Source organism: Duganella sp. CF458 (genome assembly GCF_900113115.1).
In the GTDB taxonomy this organism is placed as follows: Bacteria; Pseudomonadota; Gammaproteobacteria; order Burkholderiales; family Burkholderiaceae_D; genus Rugamonas.
This window is the reverse complement of sequence record NZ_FOOF01000002.1, coordinates 223,766-240,475: the sequence shown is the minus strand read 5'-3', so window position 1 is coordinate 240,475 and position 16,710 is coordinate 223,766. Positions and strand designations below refer to the sequence as shown.

The window sequence follows — 16,710 nt, the reverse complement described above, 5'->3', positions numbered from 1 at the left end:
CAAGGCCGCCATGATCCACGCCGCCTTCCCCAAGCTGCTGTCGTCGCAAATCGCGTTCGACATCGCGCGCACCATCCGCGAGGGGTTCGACAAGCACTACCGCCTGTTCCGGCAGGCGGCGCAGGCGGCCAAGCGGCATTTCGAGCAAGGCGACTGGGCGGTGGCCCAGGTCGCGGCGCGCGAACGGATCGACTTTTACGACAAGCGCGTGCAGGAATGCGTGCAGATGCTGGAGGACGAGTACGACCCGTCCGAACTGACCGACGAAGTGTGGCGCGAACTCAAGCTGCACTACATCGGCATGCTGTCCGGCCACAAGCAGCCGGAATTGGCGGAGACTTTCTTCAACTCCGTCTGCTGCAACATCCTGCACCGCTCCTACTTCCACAACGAGTTCATTTTCGTGCGCCCGGTCGTCTCAACCGAGTACATCGACACCGAAGAAGTTGCGCCGACCTACCGCGTGTACTACCCGGGCCAGGATGGCCTGACCTTCACGCTCAAGCGCATCGTCACCAATTTCCAGCTCAATACGCCGTTCGCCAACCTGTCGCGCGATGTCGCGCTGGTGGAGGAGCGGCTGTCCGACCTGTTCGGCGAGCTGGAGCCGAATGCGCAGATCCAGATTCTTTCGAGCCTGTTCTTCCGCAACAAAGGCGCTTACATCGTCGGCCGCGCCATCAACGGCAGCCGCGAGTTGCCTTTCGTGGTGCCGATCCTGCATAACAAGAACAGGCAACTGATACTGGATGCCGTGTTGACCGGGCAGCAGGACATCGTGCTGCTGTTTTCGTTCACACGCGCCTACTTCCTGGTCGACATGGAGGTGCCGTCGGCCTACGTGCAGTTCCTGCGCAACCTGTTGCCGCTCAAGCCGCGCAGCGAGATCTACACCATCCTCGGCCTGCAGAAGCAGGGCAAGAACGCCTTCTACCGCGACTACCTGCAGCACCTGAAACACTCGTCCGACCTGTTCGCGATCGCCCCCGGCATCCGCGGCCTGGTGATGCTGGTGTTCGCGCTGCCATCCTTCCCTTACGTATTCAAGGTGATCAAGGATTTCTACCCGGCGCCGAAGGAAACCACGCGCGAGCAGATCAAGGGCAAGTACCTGCTGGTGAAACACCACGACCGCGTGGGCCGCATGGCCGACACGCTGGAATACTCCAACGTCGCCTTCCCGCGCAACCGCTTCAGCGAAGAGCTGGTGATGGAGCTGAAACACTTCGCGCCATCGCTGATCGAAGAAGAAGGCGACCAGCTGGTGATCAAGCACCTGTACATCGAACGCCGCATGGTGCCGCTGAACATGTTCCTGTCGCACGCCGATGAAGTGGGCGACGACGCGGCCATGGAACACGGCATCATCGAGTACGGCAACGCCATCAAGGACCTGGTGGCGGCCAATATCTTCCCGGGTGACATGCTGTACAAGAATTTCGGTGTCACCCGTCACAAGCGTGTCGTTTTCTACGACTACGATGAAATTGAATACCTCACGGACTGCAACTTCCGTGTGATTCCGGCACCGCGCAACGAGGAAGACGAAATGTCCGCCGAGCCGTGGTACCCGATCGGAAAGCACGACGTGTTTCCCGAGCAGTTCGACAAGTTCTTGCTCGGCAACGCGAAAATCCGAAAATACTTTATGAAGCACCACGCCGACCTGCTCTCGCCTCACTGGTGGGCCAGGAAAAAAGAGCTGATCGCCAGTGGTGTCATTGAGGACGTGTTCCCGTATCCGCAGCACGTCCGTTTCCGCAACCGAGATTCGCTGCCAGAGGCAGCGAAGCAAGCACCTTCCCTTTTGGAGACCTTTGAAAATGAATGACCCTATCGTAATCGTCGGCGCAGCACGTACCCCAATGGGTGCATTCCAGAGCGACTTCGCCAGCCTGAGCGCCAATGACCTGGGCGCGGTGGCCATCAAGGCCGCCGTCGAACGCGCCGGCATCCAGCCGGAAGCGGTCGAACACGTCTACTTCGGCAACTGCCTGATGGCAGGCCAGGGCCAGGCTCCGGCACGCCAGGCGTCCATCAAGGCCGGCCTGCCGGTCTCCGCCGGCGCCGTGACCCTGTCCAAGATGTGCGGCTCCGCCATGCAGGCAGCAATCTTCGCCTACGACGCCATCGCCGCCGGTTCGGCCGAAGTGATCGTGGCAGGCGGCATGGAATCCATGACCAACGCGCCTTACCTGATTCCCAAGGCACGCGGCGGCTACCGCATCGGCCACGGCATGATGTTCGACCACATGATGTACGACGGCCTGGAAGACGCCTACACCCGCGACGCAAAGACCGGCGCCGGCCGTTCCATGGGCACTTTCGCCGAGCAGTGCTCCAGTGCCTACAAGTTCTCCCGTGAGGCGCAGGACAGCTTCGCCATCGAATCCGTCAAGCGCGCGCAGGCTGCACAGGCTTCCGGCGCCTTCAACTGGGAAATCGCACCGGTGACCGTATCCGGCCGCGCCGGCGACGTGGTGATCGAAAAGGACGAGGGCCCACTGAAGGCCAAGGTTGAAAAGATCCCTTCGCTGAAGCCGGCGTTCGCCAAAGACGGCACCATCACCGCCGCATCCTCGTCCTCCATCAACGACGGCGCCGCAGCCCTGGTCATGATGCGCGAATCCACCGCCAGGAAGCTGGGCGCCAACGTGATCGCCAAGGTCACCGGCCACGCCACCAACTCCCTGGTGCCGGAACAATTCACCACCGCTCCGGTGGGCGCGATCCAGAAACTGCTGGCCAAGACCGGCTGGAAAGTCAGCGACGTCGACCTGTTCGAGATCAACGAAGCCTTCGCCGTGGTTCCCATGGCAGCGATGCACGACCTGGACATCCCGCACAGCAAGGTGAACGTGCACGGCGGCGCCTGCGCCCTGGGTCACCCGATCGGCGCCACCGGCGCGCGCATCATCACCACCCTGATCGGCGCACTGAAAGCCAAGGGCGGCAAGAAGGGCGTGGCGGCACTGTGCATCGGCGGCGGCGAAGCCACCGCCATGGGCATCGAGCTGGTATAAGCACGATGGCGCTGGCACTCGTTATCGGCGCCTCGCGCGGCATCGGCCTGGAACTGGTCCGCCAGTACCTGGCCGACGGCTGGCGCGTGATCGCCACGGCCCGCAGCAAGGAAGACGTCGCCATGCTGGCCGACATGGGTGCCGAGGCCCATAGGCTGGACGTAACGAATGTGGAAGCCGTGGCGGGCCTGGGCTGGAAGCTGGATGGCGAACAATTGGACGTCGCCATCCTGAATGCCGGCGTATACGGCCCGCGCACCGACGGCTTCCCGCTGCAGGTGGATTTCGACGCCGTCATGCACACCAACGTGCTGTCGGCAATGCGGCTGCTGCCGATCGTCGCGCCGCTGGTCGGCGCCGGACGCGGCAAGCTGGCCGTGATGTCGTCGCGCATGGGTTCCCTCAGCGAACGCCAGGGCTGCACCGGCTCGCTGTACCGCGCCAGCAAGGCCGCGCTGAACTCGGTGCTGGTCGACACCGCGCACCAGTTCGGCCCCCAGGGCGCCACTTGCGTGGCCCTGCACCCGGGCTGGGTGCGCACCGACATGGGCGGCCCCGGCGCCGCGCTGTCGGTCGAAGAAAGCGTGCGCGGACTGCGCAAGGTGCTGGCCGAACTGCCGGCGTCCGAACAAGCCGTCTACCGAGACTACGACGGTTCCCCCATAGGCTGGTAACAGCCGAGCCCGTGTCCCACCATGGGGTCACACCCGAAACGGGACACGAGCCCAGCCGTAGAGAAAGATAATAATGATCCTCAACGAACAACACGAAATGATCCGCGATGCCCTGCGTGCGTTTTCGCAGGAGCGCCTGGCGCCCAGTGCGGCACGCTGGGACAAAGAGCACCACTTCCCGAAAGAAGAGCTGAAAGAGCTGGCGGCACTGGGCGCCTTCGGCGTCGCCGTGCCGGAAGAACTGGGCGGCGCGGGCCTGGATTACGTCTCGCTGGCGCTGGTGCTGGAAGAAATCGCGGCCGGCGATGGCGGCACCTCCACCGTGATCTCCGTGAACAACTGCCCGGTGTGCAGCATCGGCATGATGTACGCCAACGAGCAGCAGAAGCAGCAGTGGCTGCGCCCCCTGGCACAGGGCGAGATGCTGGGCGCCTTCGCCCTGACCGAACCGCACACCGGCAGCGATGCCGCCGCCCTGCGCACCACTGCCACCCTGGATGGCGGCGACTACGTCATCAACGGCACCAAGCAGTTCATCACTTCCGGCAAGCATGCCGACGTGGCGATCGTGTTTGCCGTGACCGACAAGGCAGCCGGCAAGAAGGGCATCAGCGCCTTCTGGGTGCCGACCGATACGCCGGGCTACATCGTGGCCGGCATCGAGCACAAGATGGGCCAGCACTCGTCCGACACCGCGCAGATCCTGTTCGAGAACTGCCGCGTACCTGCGGCCAACATGATCGGCGAAGCGGGCCAGGGCTACAAGATTGCCCTGTCCGGCCTGGAAGGCGGCCGTATCGGCATCGCCTCGCAATCGGTGGGCATGGCGCGCTCCGCGTTCGAGGCGGCGCTGAAGTACGCGCGCGAGCGCGAATCCTTCGGCAAGCCGATCTTCGAGCACCAGTCGGTGCAGTTCAAGCTGTCGGAAATGGCGATGCAGCTGGAAGCCGCGCGCCAGCTGATCTGGCACGCCGCCTCGCTGAAGGACGCCGGCCAGCCATGCCTGAAAGAGGCTGCGATGGCCAAGCTGTTCGCCTCCGAGATGGCGGAACGCGTCTGCTCCGACGCGATCCAGATCCACGGCGGCTACGGCTACACCGCCGACTTCCCGGTGGAGCGCATCTACCGCGACGTGCGCGTGTGCCAGATCTACGAAGGCACCAGCGACATCCAGAAACTGCTGATCGCCCGCGCACTGTAAGGGGCGCCCCGGCCGGGAGCGCAATCGATAACCGCTTCACAAAATGTATCGCTTTGTCGGATTTCAAGTGCATATATGCCATGTGCTTGTAGCTCTTATAAAATGTCCGCCATAAGGAGAAAGACATGGTTCAAGTGATGTTGGTGGAAGACGATGAGCGCCTGGCCGAACTGGTCACGGAGTATCTGGCGGGCTACGAGTTCAAGGTCGATGTGGTGCCGCGCGGCGATGAGGCCCTGTCGCGCTTCAAGGCATCCAGTCCCGACGTCGTGGTGCTGGACCTGATGTTGCCCGGCATGGATGGCATGAAGGTCAGCCAGCAGATCCGCGAAGTCAGCGACGTGCCGATCCTGATCATGACTGCCCGCGAGGATTCCTACGACGAGGTGTCGCTGCTGGAACAGGGCGCGGATGACTTCATCAACAAGCCGGTGCAGCCGCGCGTGCTGCTGGCGCGCCTGCGCGCCTTGCTGCGCCGCCGCCAGGGCAAGCCGGAGGTGGACCATCTGAGTTTCGGCCAGTTGAGCATCGCCACCAGCGACCGTTCCGTCACCTGGCGCGGCCAGCCGTGCCCCCTGTCGAATACCGAGTACAAGCTGCTCTTGGTATTGGCGGAATCGGCCGGTACCGTGCTGTCGCGCGATGCGCTGCTGAAGACCATGCGCGGCATCGAGTTCGATGGACTGGACCGTTCGATCGATAACTCGATCTCGAAATTGCGCCGCAAGTTCGACGATACGGATGGCGAGAAGATCAAGACCGTCTGGGGCGAGGGCTACCTGTTCTCGCCTTCGGCCTGGAACTGAAACCGCTTATTCAAACAGCGGGGCGATCGCCAGCGGCGTATTCTGGCTGACGACCTGGCCTTGCGAAGACCAGTCGGCGAAGCGGTAAGTAGCGGTGCGGTACGTGCCGAGCGTTTCGCCGTCGAAGGCCGGCCCATCCACCACCGGCAGGGGCGCTTCGCGCGGCCCATATTTCGCCTGCACCAGCGCATCGGCGCGATTGCCGAACACGAAACGCACCCCGCTGCACTTCTTCGGCCCATATGAGGAATCGATGTAGCGCTGGTAGGCCAGCGCTTGTTCGCATGCCGCCTGCAGGTCGGCCGATTCGTAAATGCCGTCGTTGCGCGCCATGATCGAGACGCGCGGGGCAAAGCGGTAGCCGGCCATGCGGCGGTTCAGCGCCAGCACGGCGTTATCGTCATAAGCCGCCTTCAGCAGCGGGAACACCGCGCGGCCGGTTGCATCCAGCGGCAGGTTAAGCTGGGTATTCTTGCCGGTCAGGGTCAAGTGCAAGCCTTCCAGCGTTGCCGACGGATCGCGCGGCCGGACTTCATAATGGATCTGCAGGAAGTTTTTCGGCTTGCCGTACTTGGCAAATACCACCATCTGCTTGTAGGCGTCGCGATAGCTGACCCATTCCTCTTGCGCCTGGGCGGCGCAACTCACCACCGCCAGGCATACAGCCGGGAGTGTGGTGCGGAGCAGGGTCAGGGTCTTCATCAGAATCGGTAAGCCAGGGCGGTTGAAATGGAATAGTTGGTGGACCGCTCGACCAGCGGGCTGTCCTTGGCGTCGCCGACCAGGCGGTTGACCGTGGCGCCGGACGTCAGCATCCAGCTCGGGCTCAGCGCCCAGTTCCAGCGCACGCCGGCGCGCACGTCCTGCACGCCGGCGCCGGGACGGTAGAAGTCCTTCACGCCGGAGCGATCGGCTTCTTCCTGGGTCACGCCGAACCAGGTCTCGTTGTAGGCGCGGTTGACCACCGATACCCCGGCCGACAGCACAAAGGTATGGTGGGGCACCACGTCTTCCATCATGTACTGCAAGGCGGTATGCAAGCGCGCGCCATTGTGTTCCCTGCCGCTGCCATAGGTCAGGGTATTGGTCAGGCGCAGCTTGGGCGACAGGTAATAGTTGAAGAAGCCGCCCGCCAGGACCCGGCGCTTGACCACGTCCATGTCGCGCAGCCGGTTGGCGTCGAGTTCCCCGCGTTCATTGAACTCGCCGGGGCGAAAGCTGGTGTGGGCCATGCGCGCGCCGGAACCTTCGGACACGCCGCTGAAACTGAAGGAGACGCCATCCTGGTCGCGGCGCGGCGACAGCGCCAGCATCGGGCCGAATTCCATCGATGGCGACTGCGACAGGTGCCAGCCCAGGGTAGTGCCGGACACGAAAACGCCGTTGCTCCACTGGACCTGGAGTACCGGCAGGGCCAGGGTGCGGCGATCACTCGCACCGTCATAGCGGGGAACGGACTGGGCGCCAACACCAATATACATATCCCGGCTGCCGTCCGGCATCGGGTTGGTGGCCGGCGTCTGCGCAGCTACTGTGCCGCAGACGCTGGCAATGACGAGGAACAGGTACTGTCGCATATCAAAGTTGTACGGTTGGGAATGGCGGACATTGTAATTGCAATACCCTCCCAGGCCGCTAAAACGCTCAGCTCCCTATCTCAAATTCGTTGCGAATTCACCCAAGCGGTAGCGTCATCATATAAAAGGCGGCGGCCGAAATCCGCCCTGAGCTGTACGCTTTTTGTCGGAAATTTGTACGCCCGGTTCGCGGCTGGCCCTTGTTTCTTATACAATGCGCCTTGATGAATCGCCTGTTCTTCCGTTTTTTCATACTGGTGATGCTGTCCATCAGTGCGGCGGCATTCATCGTCTATTTCGCCATCAACCGCCTGTTTGGCGACCCCCTCGACTCGATTGCGCGGCGCCAGGCCGCGGCCCAGATCTTCCTCCTCGAGCAATACATCGACCAGGCCCCGGCCGACCAGTGGCTGGACCGCCTGAACAAGGTGCGCGAAGTTTCCGGCGTGCGTTTCGAGCTGGTGCCGCTGGGCGACGTGCGCCGGCAGCTGAGCGGCATCGACGCGGCGGGCTTCGAGCGCGGCGACGTGGTGCTGGACATCAGGCGCAAGGCGTTCTACCGGCGGGTGGACCTGGTGGGCGAGCGCTATATCGGCAGCAACGAGGAGGCGCTGGTGGCGCAGGACCTGCCGATCGACATCGGTTTTGCGCTGTCGATGGAGGCGGTGCGCTACCTGATCGTGGCCCTGGTGCTGCTGATTCCGATCGCCGCATGGTCACGGGCCCACTGGCAGGGGCTGCAGCAGTTGTCCGGCGTGGCGGACCGCTTCGGCGGCGGCGAGCTGGGAGCGCGGGCACATATGGAGCCCAAGGACAGCATCTATCCGTTGGCGGAGCGCATCAACCACATGGCCGACCGCATCGAGCGCCTGCTCGATTCGCAGCGCAACCTGCTGCACTCGGTGGGGCACGAAATCCGCACCCCGATCGCGCGGCTGGAATTCGCGCTGGAGCTGCTGCGCGACGCGGCGGAAAACCCGGCGCTGGACAAGCGCATCAACGCCATGGAAGGCGACCTGCGCGAGCTGAAAGAACTGGTCAACGAGCTGCTGGGCATGACCCGCCTGGACGCCGACCCGCACCTGGAGCGCCGCGCCTTCGACCTGGGCTCGGCGCTGGCCCACTGCCGCGAGACCCTGCCGCCGTCCGAAGGCATGGTGCTGGAAATGGAGCTTGGCACCACCCTCGGCCAGTTCAGCGGCGACCAGCGCTTGCTGGAACGGGCCGTCGGCAACCTGCTGCGCAATGCGCTCAAGTACGGCACCCGCTCGGTGCGGCTGGGCGCGGCGCGGATGGGCAGCGTGGTACAGGTGGTGGTGGAAGACGATGGCCCCGGCATCCCGCACGCCGAGCGCGAACGCATCTTCGAACCGTTCTACCGGCTGGACCGCAGCCGCGACCGCAATACCGGCGGCTTCGGTTTGGGCTTATCCATCGCGCGCAAGGCGGTGCAACTGCACGGCGGCACCCTGGTGGCCGGCAGCTCCGCGCTGGGCGGGGCGCGCTTTACGATTACCTTGCCCGCTTAACAGGCAGTCTTGGTCTGCAGGCGGTGCGGCGCCTTGTTCTGCTCGCCGCGACCGACCCGTTCGAATTCCGAAATGACCTGTGCCCCGAACAGCAGCAGGGTGGCGCCGATTTCCAGGCTGAACATGACAACGATGGCCGTGGTCATCGAGCCATACACCAGGTTCACCTGCGACAGGGTGGTGAAGTACCAGACCAGCACATGGCGCGCGATTTCCCACAACGCGGTGGCGGTGGCGCCGCCGACCAGGGCATGCGAGAGGGACAGGCGGCCGACCGGCATCACCAGGTAGATGGAGCTCAGCATCAGCACTTCGCCGGCCAGGCCGAGCATGTACAGCAGCACACCGGACAGGCCGTGCAGCGACCATTCGTGGCCGAACAGGTGCACGCTTTCCTCGCCGATCACTTGCAAGCTGCCTGCAACGAGGGTCATGACCAGGGCACCGATGCCAAGGAACAGGATGTAGCAATAGGGCAAGATGGCCGACACCAGGTAATGGCGGCGGCGCACCTTGGCGCGGTGCAGGAAGATGAAGCACATGGCATTTTCCAGCACCGAGAACGCCAGGGAGCTGAAGAACAGCATCACCAGCACCAGCGCCCAGCCCACCAGTTCGCGGTGGTCGAGGAAGTGGCCGACCTCAGCCACCACAGCCTGCGACTGGCCGGGAATCAGCCATTCAAGGTAGCGGCCGATGATCTGCAGCAGTTCCTGCTGCGGAATGATGTGGGAAAGCGCCACCACCACCAGCATCAGCAGGGGGACGATGGACAGCAGCGAGTAATAGGCCACGGCGCCGGCCAGCAACAGCCCCTGGTTGGCCCGGAAACCCTTCAGGCATTGGAGGGCGAAGTCCAGGGGATGCGCCAGCACAAAAGCCACCGCCTTGTGCTTGAGTATTCGCATCGCCCCATTCTACGCCGAGTCACAAAACAGCGGGTTCGAGCAGGGTGAGGGTCTGGCGTTCGGTGTCGAGGCGGGCGCGGATGCCCATCGGAAGCGTGAACTGGTCGCGGATGTGGCCGAAACTGTAGCCCGTCACCGCGGGCACTTTCAGCGGGGTGAGGTGCTGGTCGGTGGTGGCGTCCAGCGTCAGGGAAATATCGCTGTCCTGAGGGCCGCAGTTGTCGCAGATGCCGAGCATGATGCCGGCGGCCTGGCCGAATTCCCGGTTGAGATGGAGCTGCATCAGCATGCGGTCGATCCGGTACGGCGCTTCGTTCACCTCTTCCAGGAACAGGATGCCGCCCGTGTAATTGCTGGCGTACTCGGTGCCGACCAGGGCACTGACCAGGCACAGGTTGCCGCCAGTCAGCGGGCCTTCGCACATTCCCGGCACTACCGTGCGCAGCGCGTAGTGAGGCTGTTCCTCCGCCTTGCGGCTGTTTTCCAGCGCCATCGGAATAGTGTATTGGTGTTCCGGATGCATCAGCACGTTCAGGAGATGGGTCAGCGTATAGTCGGACAAGGTCGCGGAGGCCACCGGGCCGTGGAAAGTCACCAGCCCCACCTTCTTCTGGATCGCCAGGTGCAGCGCGGTAATGTCGGAGTAGCCGATCAGGATCTTGGGATGGCGGCGAATCAGCTCATAGTCGAGATGCGCCAACAGCTGGATGCAGCCGGAGCCGCCGCGCATCGCCCAGATCGCCGCGACGTCGGGATCGGCGAACATGGCATGCAGGTCTGCCAGCCGTTGCTCGGGCAATCCGCCATAGTTGCCGTACACGGCTTCGAGGTTGCGGCCCAGCCTGACGTTGAAACCGAGCGCTTCGATGGTCTTGATGGCCTTGGCAATCGCCGCGGCGTCGGTATGGCCGCCAGGGGCGACCAGCCCCACGGTAGCGCCCGCTTTCAGGCGTGGCGGCTTGAGCAGGGCGGCTTTCTTCATGATTGGCTTTCCGGAAACAGGACGGCCGCCGGCCGCTGCCGCCACCCGGGGGAGCGCGGCAGCGGCCAGGGCGGCCGCCACGATGCGGCCAAGGCTGCGCCGGGTAATCACATCAGTAAAACTTGTATTTCAGGTTGAGTGCGAAGGAACGGCCACGGCCGTCCGCCACCCGCGGGTCCCAGCCGGCGCCTACCACCTCGTCCACATTGTGGGCCGTGAACGGCGGGTCGGTGTCGAACAGGTTCTGGATGCCGGCCGTGATGGTGGTGTTCCTGAAGCCCGTGTACGTGCCCGAGATGCCGAAAATACTGTAGTGCTTGACATTCGGCTCAAAGCCGGCCGGCACTGCGCCCTTGCCTCCGTTCGGCAACTGGTCGGCGTAGTGCGCGGCGAACTTGTTGTTGAACAGTACGCTCCAGTCGCCGCGTGCGACTGTCAGGCCGGCGTTGTGCTTCCAACGCAGGTACACGTCGCGGGTGGCAAACTGGCCGACTTGCTCGACAAACGGCTGGCCCTCGAATTCCGCAAACTTGAAGGATTGCATCCAGGTGCCGTCCAGAGTGGCGGTGGTCTTGTAGCCGCCAGCCTTGCCGTCGTGGCGCAGGCCGAGGTCCAGGCCGCGGGTTTTCAGGCCCGCCGCATTGATCCAGCCCGCCTCCACGTGGTCGATCGCGCCGGTCTGCGGGTTGCGGATGATGTAGTCGTTCAAAAATTGCCAATTCCTCAACACCACTTGCGGGGTGCGGTTCAGGATGCGGTCCCTGACGTTGATGGCCCAGTAGTCCAGCGAGGCGGTGAAGCCGGTGAACGGTGCCACCACCATGCCGAGCGTACCCTGCTTCGAGGTCTCGGGCTTCAGGCCCGGATTGCCGCCCGAGAAGTAGTTCAGGCGCGGAATCGCGCAGAAGGCCGGATCGCCCGGATGCTGGGCGCAGCCTTCCTGGTCGATGACGCCGTTTGGCAGCTCGCCCAGCAGACGGCCGGAATAGAGCTGGGTGAAGCTGGGCGCCAGGAAACCTTCCGAAGCCGAGCCGCGGAACATCAGGCTCTGCGACGGCTGCCAACGGAACGATACTTTCGGGTTGGTGGTCGAGCCGAATACCGAATAACGGTCGCTCCGCACCGCCAGCTGTACTTCCAGGTCTTTGACCACCGGAACGATCATCTCGGCGTACACGGCCCTGACATTACGGCTGACCCGGTCCTGGTTGGCATTGCCTGGCGCTAGCAGGATCTTGGCGGCGTCGACGTCCTGGGCAAACGCATAGCTCTCTTTACGCAGGTCCAGCCCCGCAGCCATCATCACGGCACCCGCCGGCAGCTGGAATACCTCGCCCGAGATCGAGCCGTCGAGCTGGGTCATGGTGGTCCTGCCGTGCTGCAGGCGGCCACGGAACTTGGTCGATTCGATCAGGCTCATGGCTTCGCCGGTCTGGCTCTGGCCGGGCAGCAACCAGGGGTTGATCTTGCCGCTGCCGAGGGCCGAGTAGATCTGGCTGGTCCAGCCGTAACCGTCGATCAGGTCGGTCTTGGTCGTGCTCTGGGCGCGCGACAGGCCGACCTTGTAGTCGTATTTGCCAGCCAACACGCCTTCCAGCCCGATCAGGCCGCGCAAGTTTTCGGTGACGTTCTCCTGGGTGCGCTTGCCCCATGGCGTCGAACGCCATTTATAGATGATCGGCTTGGTCTTGTCGTAGCTCGCGATGAACTGGCTCATGTCCAGGTAATACGGGCCATTGACCGGGTACGCGGCACCGTTGGCCAGGCTGGTCGATATCTGCACCGGTGTCAATTCTGCAGTCGCCTTGGTGCGCGAGCCCAACAGCTCGGCAAACAGCTTGTGCTGGGGGCTCAACTGAAAAGTCGCGCGCGATAAGGCATTGCTGCGTTCAACCGGGAAGCTGATCACATAGTCCGCGCCGTAGTCATAGGCGCAGGAAAACCTGGTGCGGGTCGGCGCGGTGACGTCTTTCCACAAGTCGGTCTGGTACTGCGACATGCCCGGAATGCTGTCGCACTTGCCCTGGAAGCTCAGTGGGCTGGCCTGCAGGTAGGTGGTGCTGTCGCCTGGGACGGTGAAACCGGTGCCCAGGGCGGTGCCGGCGCCGGTCAGCACGTTGGCGTAGGGCGTGCCGGTGGTATCCGGTGACAGGCCACGGCCCGGCTGGAAACCGTTGGCGAAACCGCGCTGGCTGGAGGACAGCTTGTCGTCGACATCATGCGTCACGCTGGCCATCAGGTTCCAGCCTTGTTCGCCCAGGCTGCCGACGCCGCCCAGCAAGGAGTAGCGGCGCTGCATGCCGCCGCCGGCTTCGGTGGCGTTGTAGCTCACGCTCGCTTCAATGCCGGTGTAATCGGTCCTGAGGATGAAGTTGACCACGCCGCCAATCGCGTCGGTACCGTAGATTGCGGAAGCGCCATCCTTCAGGATTTCCACGCGCTGGATCGCGCCCAGCGGGATCGAGTTCAGGTCGACCGCCTTGCCGGAGGCGCCATGGTTACCGACGCGACGGCCGTTCAGCAGCACCAGGGTGGCGTTGGGGCCCAGGCCGCGCAGGGAGGCGAACGAGGCGCCGCCGGAGACCCGGTCGGCATCGGCGCCGAATACGTTGTTCCCGGACGTCATATTGTCGGCGCCGGTCCCGTTGGCCGAAATGCTGCGCAACAGGTCTTGGGTGCTGGTGATACCGGCTTTCTGGATCGCGTCGAAGGTGATGACCTGGACCGGGAGGGCGCCTTCCGCCGCCACGCGTTTGATGCTGGAACCGGTGATTTCCACGCGCTGCATGGGCGGCGCGGCTTGCTGCGCCATGACTGGACTTGCTACCCCGATCAGCGCAATGAGTTGCGCCAGCTTGTTAATCTTCACTAGCCTCTCCCGAACAAGTGTGTATTTCAGATTAGCGCTATGGAAATCTTGTCATCCAATGAAAATTACTACTGCGTCCATAACTTAATGTAATGCGGGCGTCATACTGCTTTTTGGTTCAATGTCCAGGTAGCGCCAATTGGTCAGTTCAACCGGGTGTCGGTTGTAGTTTTTAAGCCACGGTTGCCGGATATCGGCCGAAATCGGGTGGATCAGCAATACCCAGGGGTTGTAGGCGTGGATCAACTGGTTCAGCTCGCGGTACAGGGCGTTGCGCTCCGGTCCATCGCGCAGCTGGCGGGCTTTCTCATAGCGGCTGTTGTAATCGGGCAAGTTGAAACGGGCATAGTTGGCGCGGCCGCTGTTGGGTCCATACAGCAGCTGGAAGAAGTTGTCGCCGTCCGGAAAATCGGCAACCCAATTGGTCTCGAACATCTGCACTTTGCCAAGGCGGCTGGCTTTGATGATCTCCGTCTTCTTGTCGGTCTTGAAGCTGACGCGGATACCGAGCGCATTCAGGTTCTTGCGCCAAAGCTCGTCGCGCAGGCGGCCCACCATGGTCGGCTCGCTGTGCATCAGCAGCGCCAGCGGCTGGCCATTGGGCAGGGTGCGGAAGCCGTCCTTGCCGGCCTTGTAGCCGAAGCGGTCCAGCAGCGCCTTGGCCAACTTGGGGTTGTAGCTGACAGGGCTGCGGTAGGCCGGGTCGTAGCCCAATACGTTCGGCGGCAAGGGACTCTGGGCGGGGATGGCCAGGCCCTTCTTCAACAAGGCAATGTCCTCGGGACCGTTATAGCCCAGTGCGATGGCCCGGCGCAGGGCGACCTTTTCCTTGCTGTAGCCGCCGATCAGCGGATCTTCCATATTCATCCACATGTAATAGGTCTGGAGCACGGGGAAGGGGGACAGCACCATGCCGCGCTTGGCCAGCTCCTGCTGCAGCACCGGCGTTGCCGACGACGGGTCGAGCACCATGTCGCGCATCGATTCGGGCACCTGCTCGATGTAATCGAATTCGCCATTCAGGAAGCCCAGCACGCGCGACTGGTATTCCTCCATGATCTTGACTTCGACCTTGTCGACGATCGGCAGGTGCTTGCCTTGCCAGACCTGGTGGTAGCCCTTGTTGGCAGTCAATGTGATCTTGTCGCTGCGCTTCCATTGTTCGATGGCGAAAGGGCCGCTGCCCACCGGGTGGTTGCCGACCTGGCTGCCGTAGGCATCGGTCACCTCTTTCGCCACCGCGCCGGTGGCCGGCAGGGCGAGGTAGAACAGCAGGCTTGGATCGGGCTCCTTCAGTGTCAGGCGCAGGGTGTATTTGTCGAGTGCACGCAGGTCGGCCAGCTTCCCTTCGAACATGAAGGACCAGGGCGATTTGAGCGCGGGATCAAGCAGGCGCTCGATGGCGAATTTATAATCCGCCGCCGTAACTTCGCGCTTCTTGCCGTTAAAAGCCGGATCGTCGCTGAAGAACATGCCGGGCTTCAGGTGGAAGGTCCAGACCGTGCCGCTCGCATCGCTGGCCGGCATTTCACGCAGTCCACTGGGGGCCAGCTTGACCGGGCGCGCCTCGTAGTCGTAGCGCAGCATCGGCTCGAACAGGTTCTCCAGCAGGCTCAGGCTGGCCAGGTCGGAGGCGACGGCGGGATCGAGGCCGGTTTCGCCAGTCGACAAGAAGGCGTGCAGCACTTTGTCGGCGGCCAGCGTTGCGGGAGCGACGACGGCCAGGGCAAGAGCAAGGGCGGCAGCGGGGACGCGAAGTTTTTTCATGCAGCGGAGCATAAGCCAGTGCTTGGCGATACGCCAGCTTATAACTTTTTTACATGAGCGCAGCGCATACTTTCATCCGCTGGCCCTATACTTTCGCTGCAAAATCGGTCATTCCACTAGAAGAAGTACGTCCATGTCCCTCAATTACATCTGGTCCGGGTTTTTCCTCGTCGGCTTCGCCGCCGCCATCATCCAATGGCTGTTCATGGGCGATACGGAGATCTTCAAGAAAATCATCGACGGCACGTTCGAATCCGCCAAACTGGGCGTGATGGACATTGCCCTGCCGCTGGCCGGCGTGATGACCCTGTGGCTGGGGATCATGAATATTGGGGAGAAAGCCGGCGCCATCGGCTGGCTGGCGAAGGTCATCTCGCCTTTCTTCTCGCGCATCTTCCCGGAAGTGCCGAAAGACCATCCGGCCACCGGCCACATGGTGATGAACTTCTCGGCCAACCTGCTGGGCCTCGACAACGCAGCCACCCCGTTCGGCCTGAAGGCGATGGAAAGCCTGCAGACGCTGAACCCGAACAAGGACACCGCCAGCAACGCCCAGATCATGTTCCTGGTGCTGCACACCTCCGGCTTGACGCTGATCCCGCTGGCGATCATGGCGCAACGGGCCATCCTCGGCGCGGCCGACCCGTCCGATATCTTCATTCCATGCATGATCGCGACCTACGCCGCGACCATGACCGGCATCATCGCGGTCGGCATCCGCCAGCGCCTGAACCTGTTCGATCCGGTGCTGCTGGCCTGGATCGGCGGCATGACGGCGGCGATTGCGGGGCTGATCTGGTATTTCACCGCCTTCCTGACGCGCGAGCAGATCGAGGTGGTGTCGAAAGTGGCGTCCAACCTGATCCTGATTTCGATCATCGCAGCCTTCATCATCGGCGCCCTGCTCAAGAAGGTGAATGTCTACGAAGCCTTTATCGAAGGCGCGAAGGGCGGCATCCAGACTTCGCTGACGGTGATTCCCTACCTGGTCGGCATGCTGGTGGCGATCAGCGTGCTGCGTAATGCAGGCGTGTTCGGGCTGGTGATGGACGGCTTCAACTGGGTGTTCAATGCATTGGGCTTGCGCACGGATTTCGTGCCTTCGCTGCCGACCGCACTGATGAAGCCTTTCAGCGGTTCCGGCTCGCGCGCCATGATGATCGATGCGATGAAGACTTACGGCCCGGATTCCTTCGTCGGCCGCCTGGCCTGCATCTTCCAGGGTTCGGCGGATACCACCTTCTATATCGTGGCGCTGTATTTCGGCTCGGTCGGCATCCGCAAGACGCGCTATGCGATCTCCGCCGGCCTGATTGCCGATCTCGCGGGGGTATTGACCGCAATTGCTGTAGCCTACGTGTTTTTCGGTTAAGG

The 16,710-nt window shown here is 63.0% G+C and carries 13 protein-coding genes; 7 read left to right on the top strand and 6 right to left on the bottom strand.

Features of this window, described 5'->3' with window-relative positions; translation table 11 throughout:
- The first annotated feature begins 10 nt into the window (after positions 1-10).
- From aceK to BM269_RS04310, 5 genes are all read left to right on the top strand, one after another.
- Positions 11-1,831 carry a bifunctional isocitrate dehydrogenase kinase/phosphatase gene (aceK, locus tag BM269_RS04330; RefSeq protein WP_090435806.1) on the top strand — a complete coding sequence of 607 codons (1,821 nt, stop codon included), beginning with the start codon at positions 11-13 and terminating at the stop codon, positions 1,829-1,831.
- Positions 1,824-3,023 carry an acetyl-CoA C-acyltransferase gene (locus BM269_RS04325; RefSeq protein ID WP_090435805.1) on the top strand — a complete coding sequence of 400 codons (1,200 nt, stop codon included), beginning with the start codon at positions 1,824-1,826 and terminating at the stop codon, positions 3,021-3,023. The genes aceK and BM269_RS04325 overlap by 8 nt, the downstream gene beginning before the upstream one ends.
- 5 nt (positions 3,024-3,028) lie before the next feature.
- Positions 3,029-3,697 carry an SDR family oxidoreductase gene (locus BM269_RS04320; RefSeq protein ID WP_090435804.1) on the top strand — a complete coding sequence of 223 codons (669 nt, stop codon included), beginning with the start codon at positions 3,029-3,031 and terminating at the stop codon, positions 3,695-3,697.
- Positions 3,698-3,770: 73 nt separating this feature from the next.
- Positions 3,771-4,898 (top strand): acyl-CoA dehydrogenase family protein, encoded by a 1,128-nt coding sequence (locus BM269_RS04315; RefSeq protein WP_090435803.1) that lies wholly within the window; start codon positions 3,771-3,773, stop codon positions 4,896-4,898.
- A 125-nt stretch (positions 4,899-5,023) separates the two neighbouring features.
- On the top strand, positions 5,024-5,704 hold the full coding sequence (locus BM269_RS04310; RefSeq protein ID WP_090435802.1) for a response regulator: 681 nt from the start codon (positions 5,024-5,026) through the stop codon (positions 5,702-5,704).
- 6 nt (positions 5,705-5,710) lie between these two features.
- Here the strand turns inward: BM269_RS04310 and BM269_RS04305 are convergent, their stop codons facing one another.
- Together BM269_RS04305 and BM269_RS04300 are read right to left on the bottom strand one after the other, a co-directional pair.
- Positions 5,711-6,406 carry a hypothetical protein gene (locus tag BM269_RS04305; RefSeq protein ID WP_090435801.1) on the bottom strand — a complete coding sequence of 232 codons (696 nt, stop codon included), beginning with the start codon at positions 6,404-6,406 and terminating at the stop codon, positions 5,711-5,713.
- Positions 6,406-7,281: a MipA/OmpV family protein gene (locus tag BM269_RS04300; protein ID WP_090435800.1), complete on the bottom strand. Its 876-nt coding sequence runs from the start codon at positions 7,279-7,281 to the stop codon at positions 6,406-6,408. Before BM269_RS04300 ends, BM269_RS04305 begins: the two co-directional genes overlap by 1 nt.
- 224 nt (positions 7,282-7,505) lie before the next feature.
- Between BM269_RS04300 and BM269_RS04295 the strand changes: the two genes are divergently transcribed.
- Positions 7,506-8,810, top strand: coding sequence for an ATP-binding protein (locus tag BM269_RS04295; protein ID WP_090435799.1), 1,305 nt, complete (start codon positions 7,506-7,508; stop codon positions 8,808-8,810).
- On the opposite strand, the gene BM269_RS04290 is transcribed toward BM269_RS04295, so the two are convergent.
- The 4 genes from BM269_RS04290 to BM269_RS04275 all read right to left on the bottom strand — a co-directional run bounded on the left by BM269_RS04290 (position 8,807) and on the right by BM269_RS04275 (position 15,336).
- The gene (locus BM269_RS04290) at positions 8,807-9,718 is read right to left on the bottom strand and encodes a YihY/virulence factor BrkB family protein (RefSeq protein WP_090435798.1); all 912 of its coding nucleotides are present in this window, start codon (positions 9,716-9,718) and stop codon (positions 8,807-8,809) included. The two genes, BM269_RS04295 and BM269_RS04290, sit on opposite strands and share 4 nt — an antisense overlap.
- A 19-nt stretch (positions 9,719-9,737) precedes the next feature.
- Entirely contained in the window at positions 9,738-10,811 is a 1,074-nt protein-coding gene (locus BM269_RS04285) for a S66 peptidase family protein (RefSeq protein ID WP_090435797.1), read from the bottom strand.
- A 1-nt stretch (position 10,812) separates the two neighbouring features.
- Positions 10,813-13,569 (bottom strand): TonB-dependent receptor, encoded by a 2,757-nt coding sequence (locus tag BM269_RS04280; protein ID WP_090435796.1) that lies wholly within the window; start codon positions 13,567-13,569, stop codon positions 10,813-10,815.
- A gap of 84 nt (positions 13,570-13,653) precedes the next feature.
- A complete protein-coding gene (locus BM269_RS04275; RefSeq protein WP_090435795.1) occupies positions 13,654-15,336 on the bottom strand; it encodes an ABC transporter substrate-binding protein in 1,683 nt (560 codons plus the stop codon).
- A gap of 133 nt (positions 15,337-15,469) precedes the next feature.
- Here BM269_RS04275 and BM269_RS04270 point away from each other — a divergent pair, with 133 nt between their 5' ends.
- Positions 15,470-16,708 carry a nucleoside recognition domain-containing protein gene (locus BM269_RS04270; RefSeq protein ID WP_090435794.1) on the top strand — a complete coding sequence of 413 codons (1,239 nt, stop codon included), beginning with the start codon at positions 15,470-15,472 and terminating at the stop codon, positions 16,706-16,708.
- Positions 16,709-16,710 lie beyond the last annotated feature (2 nt).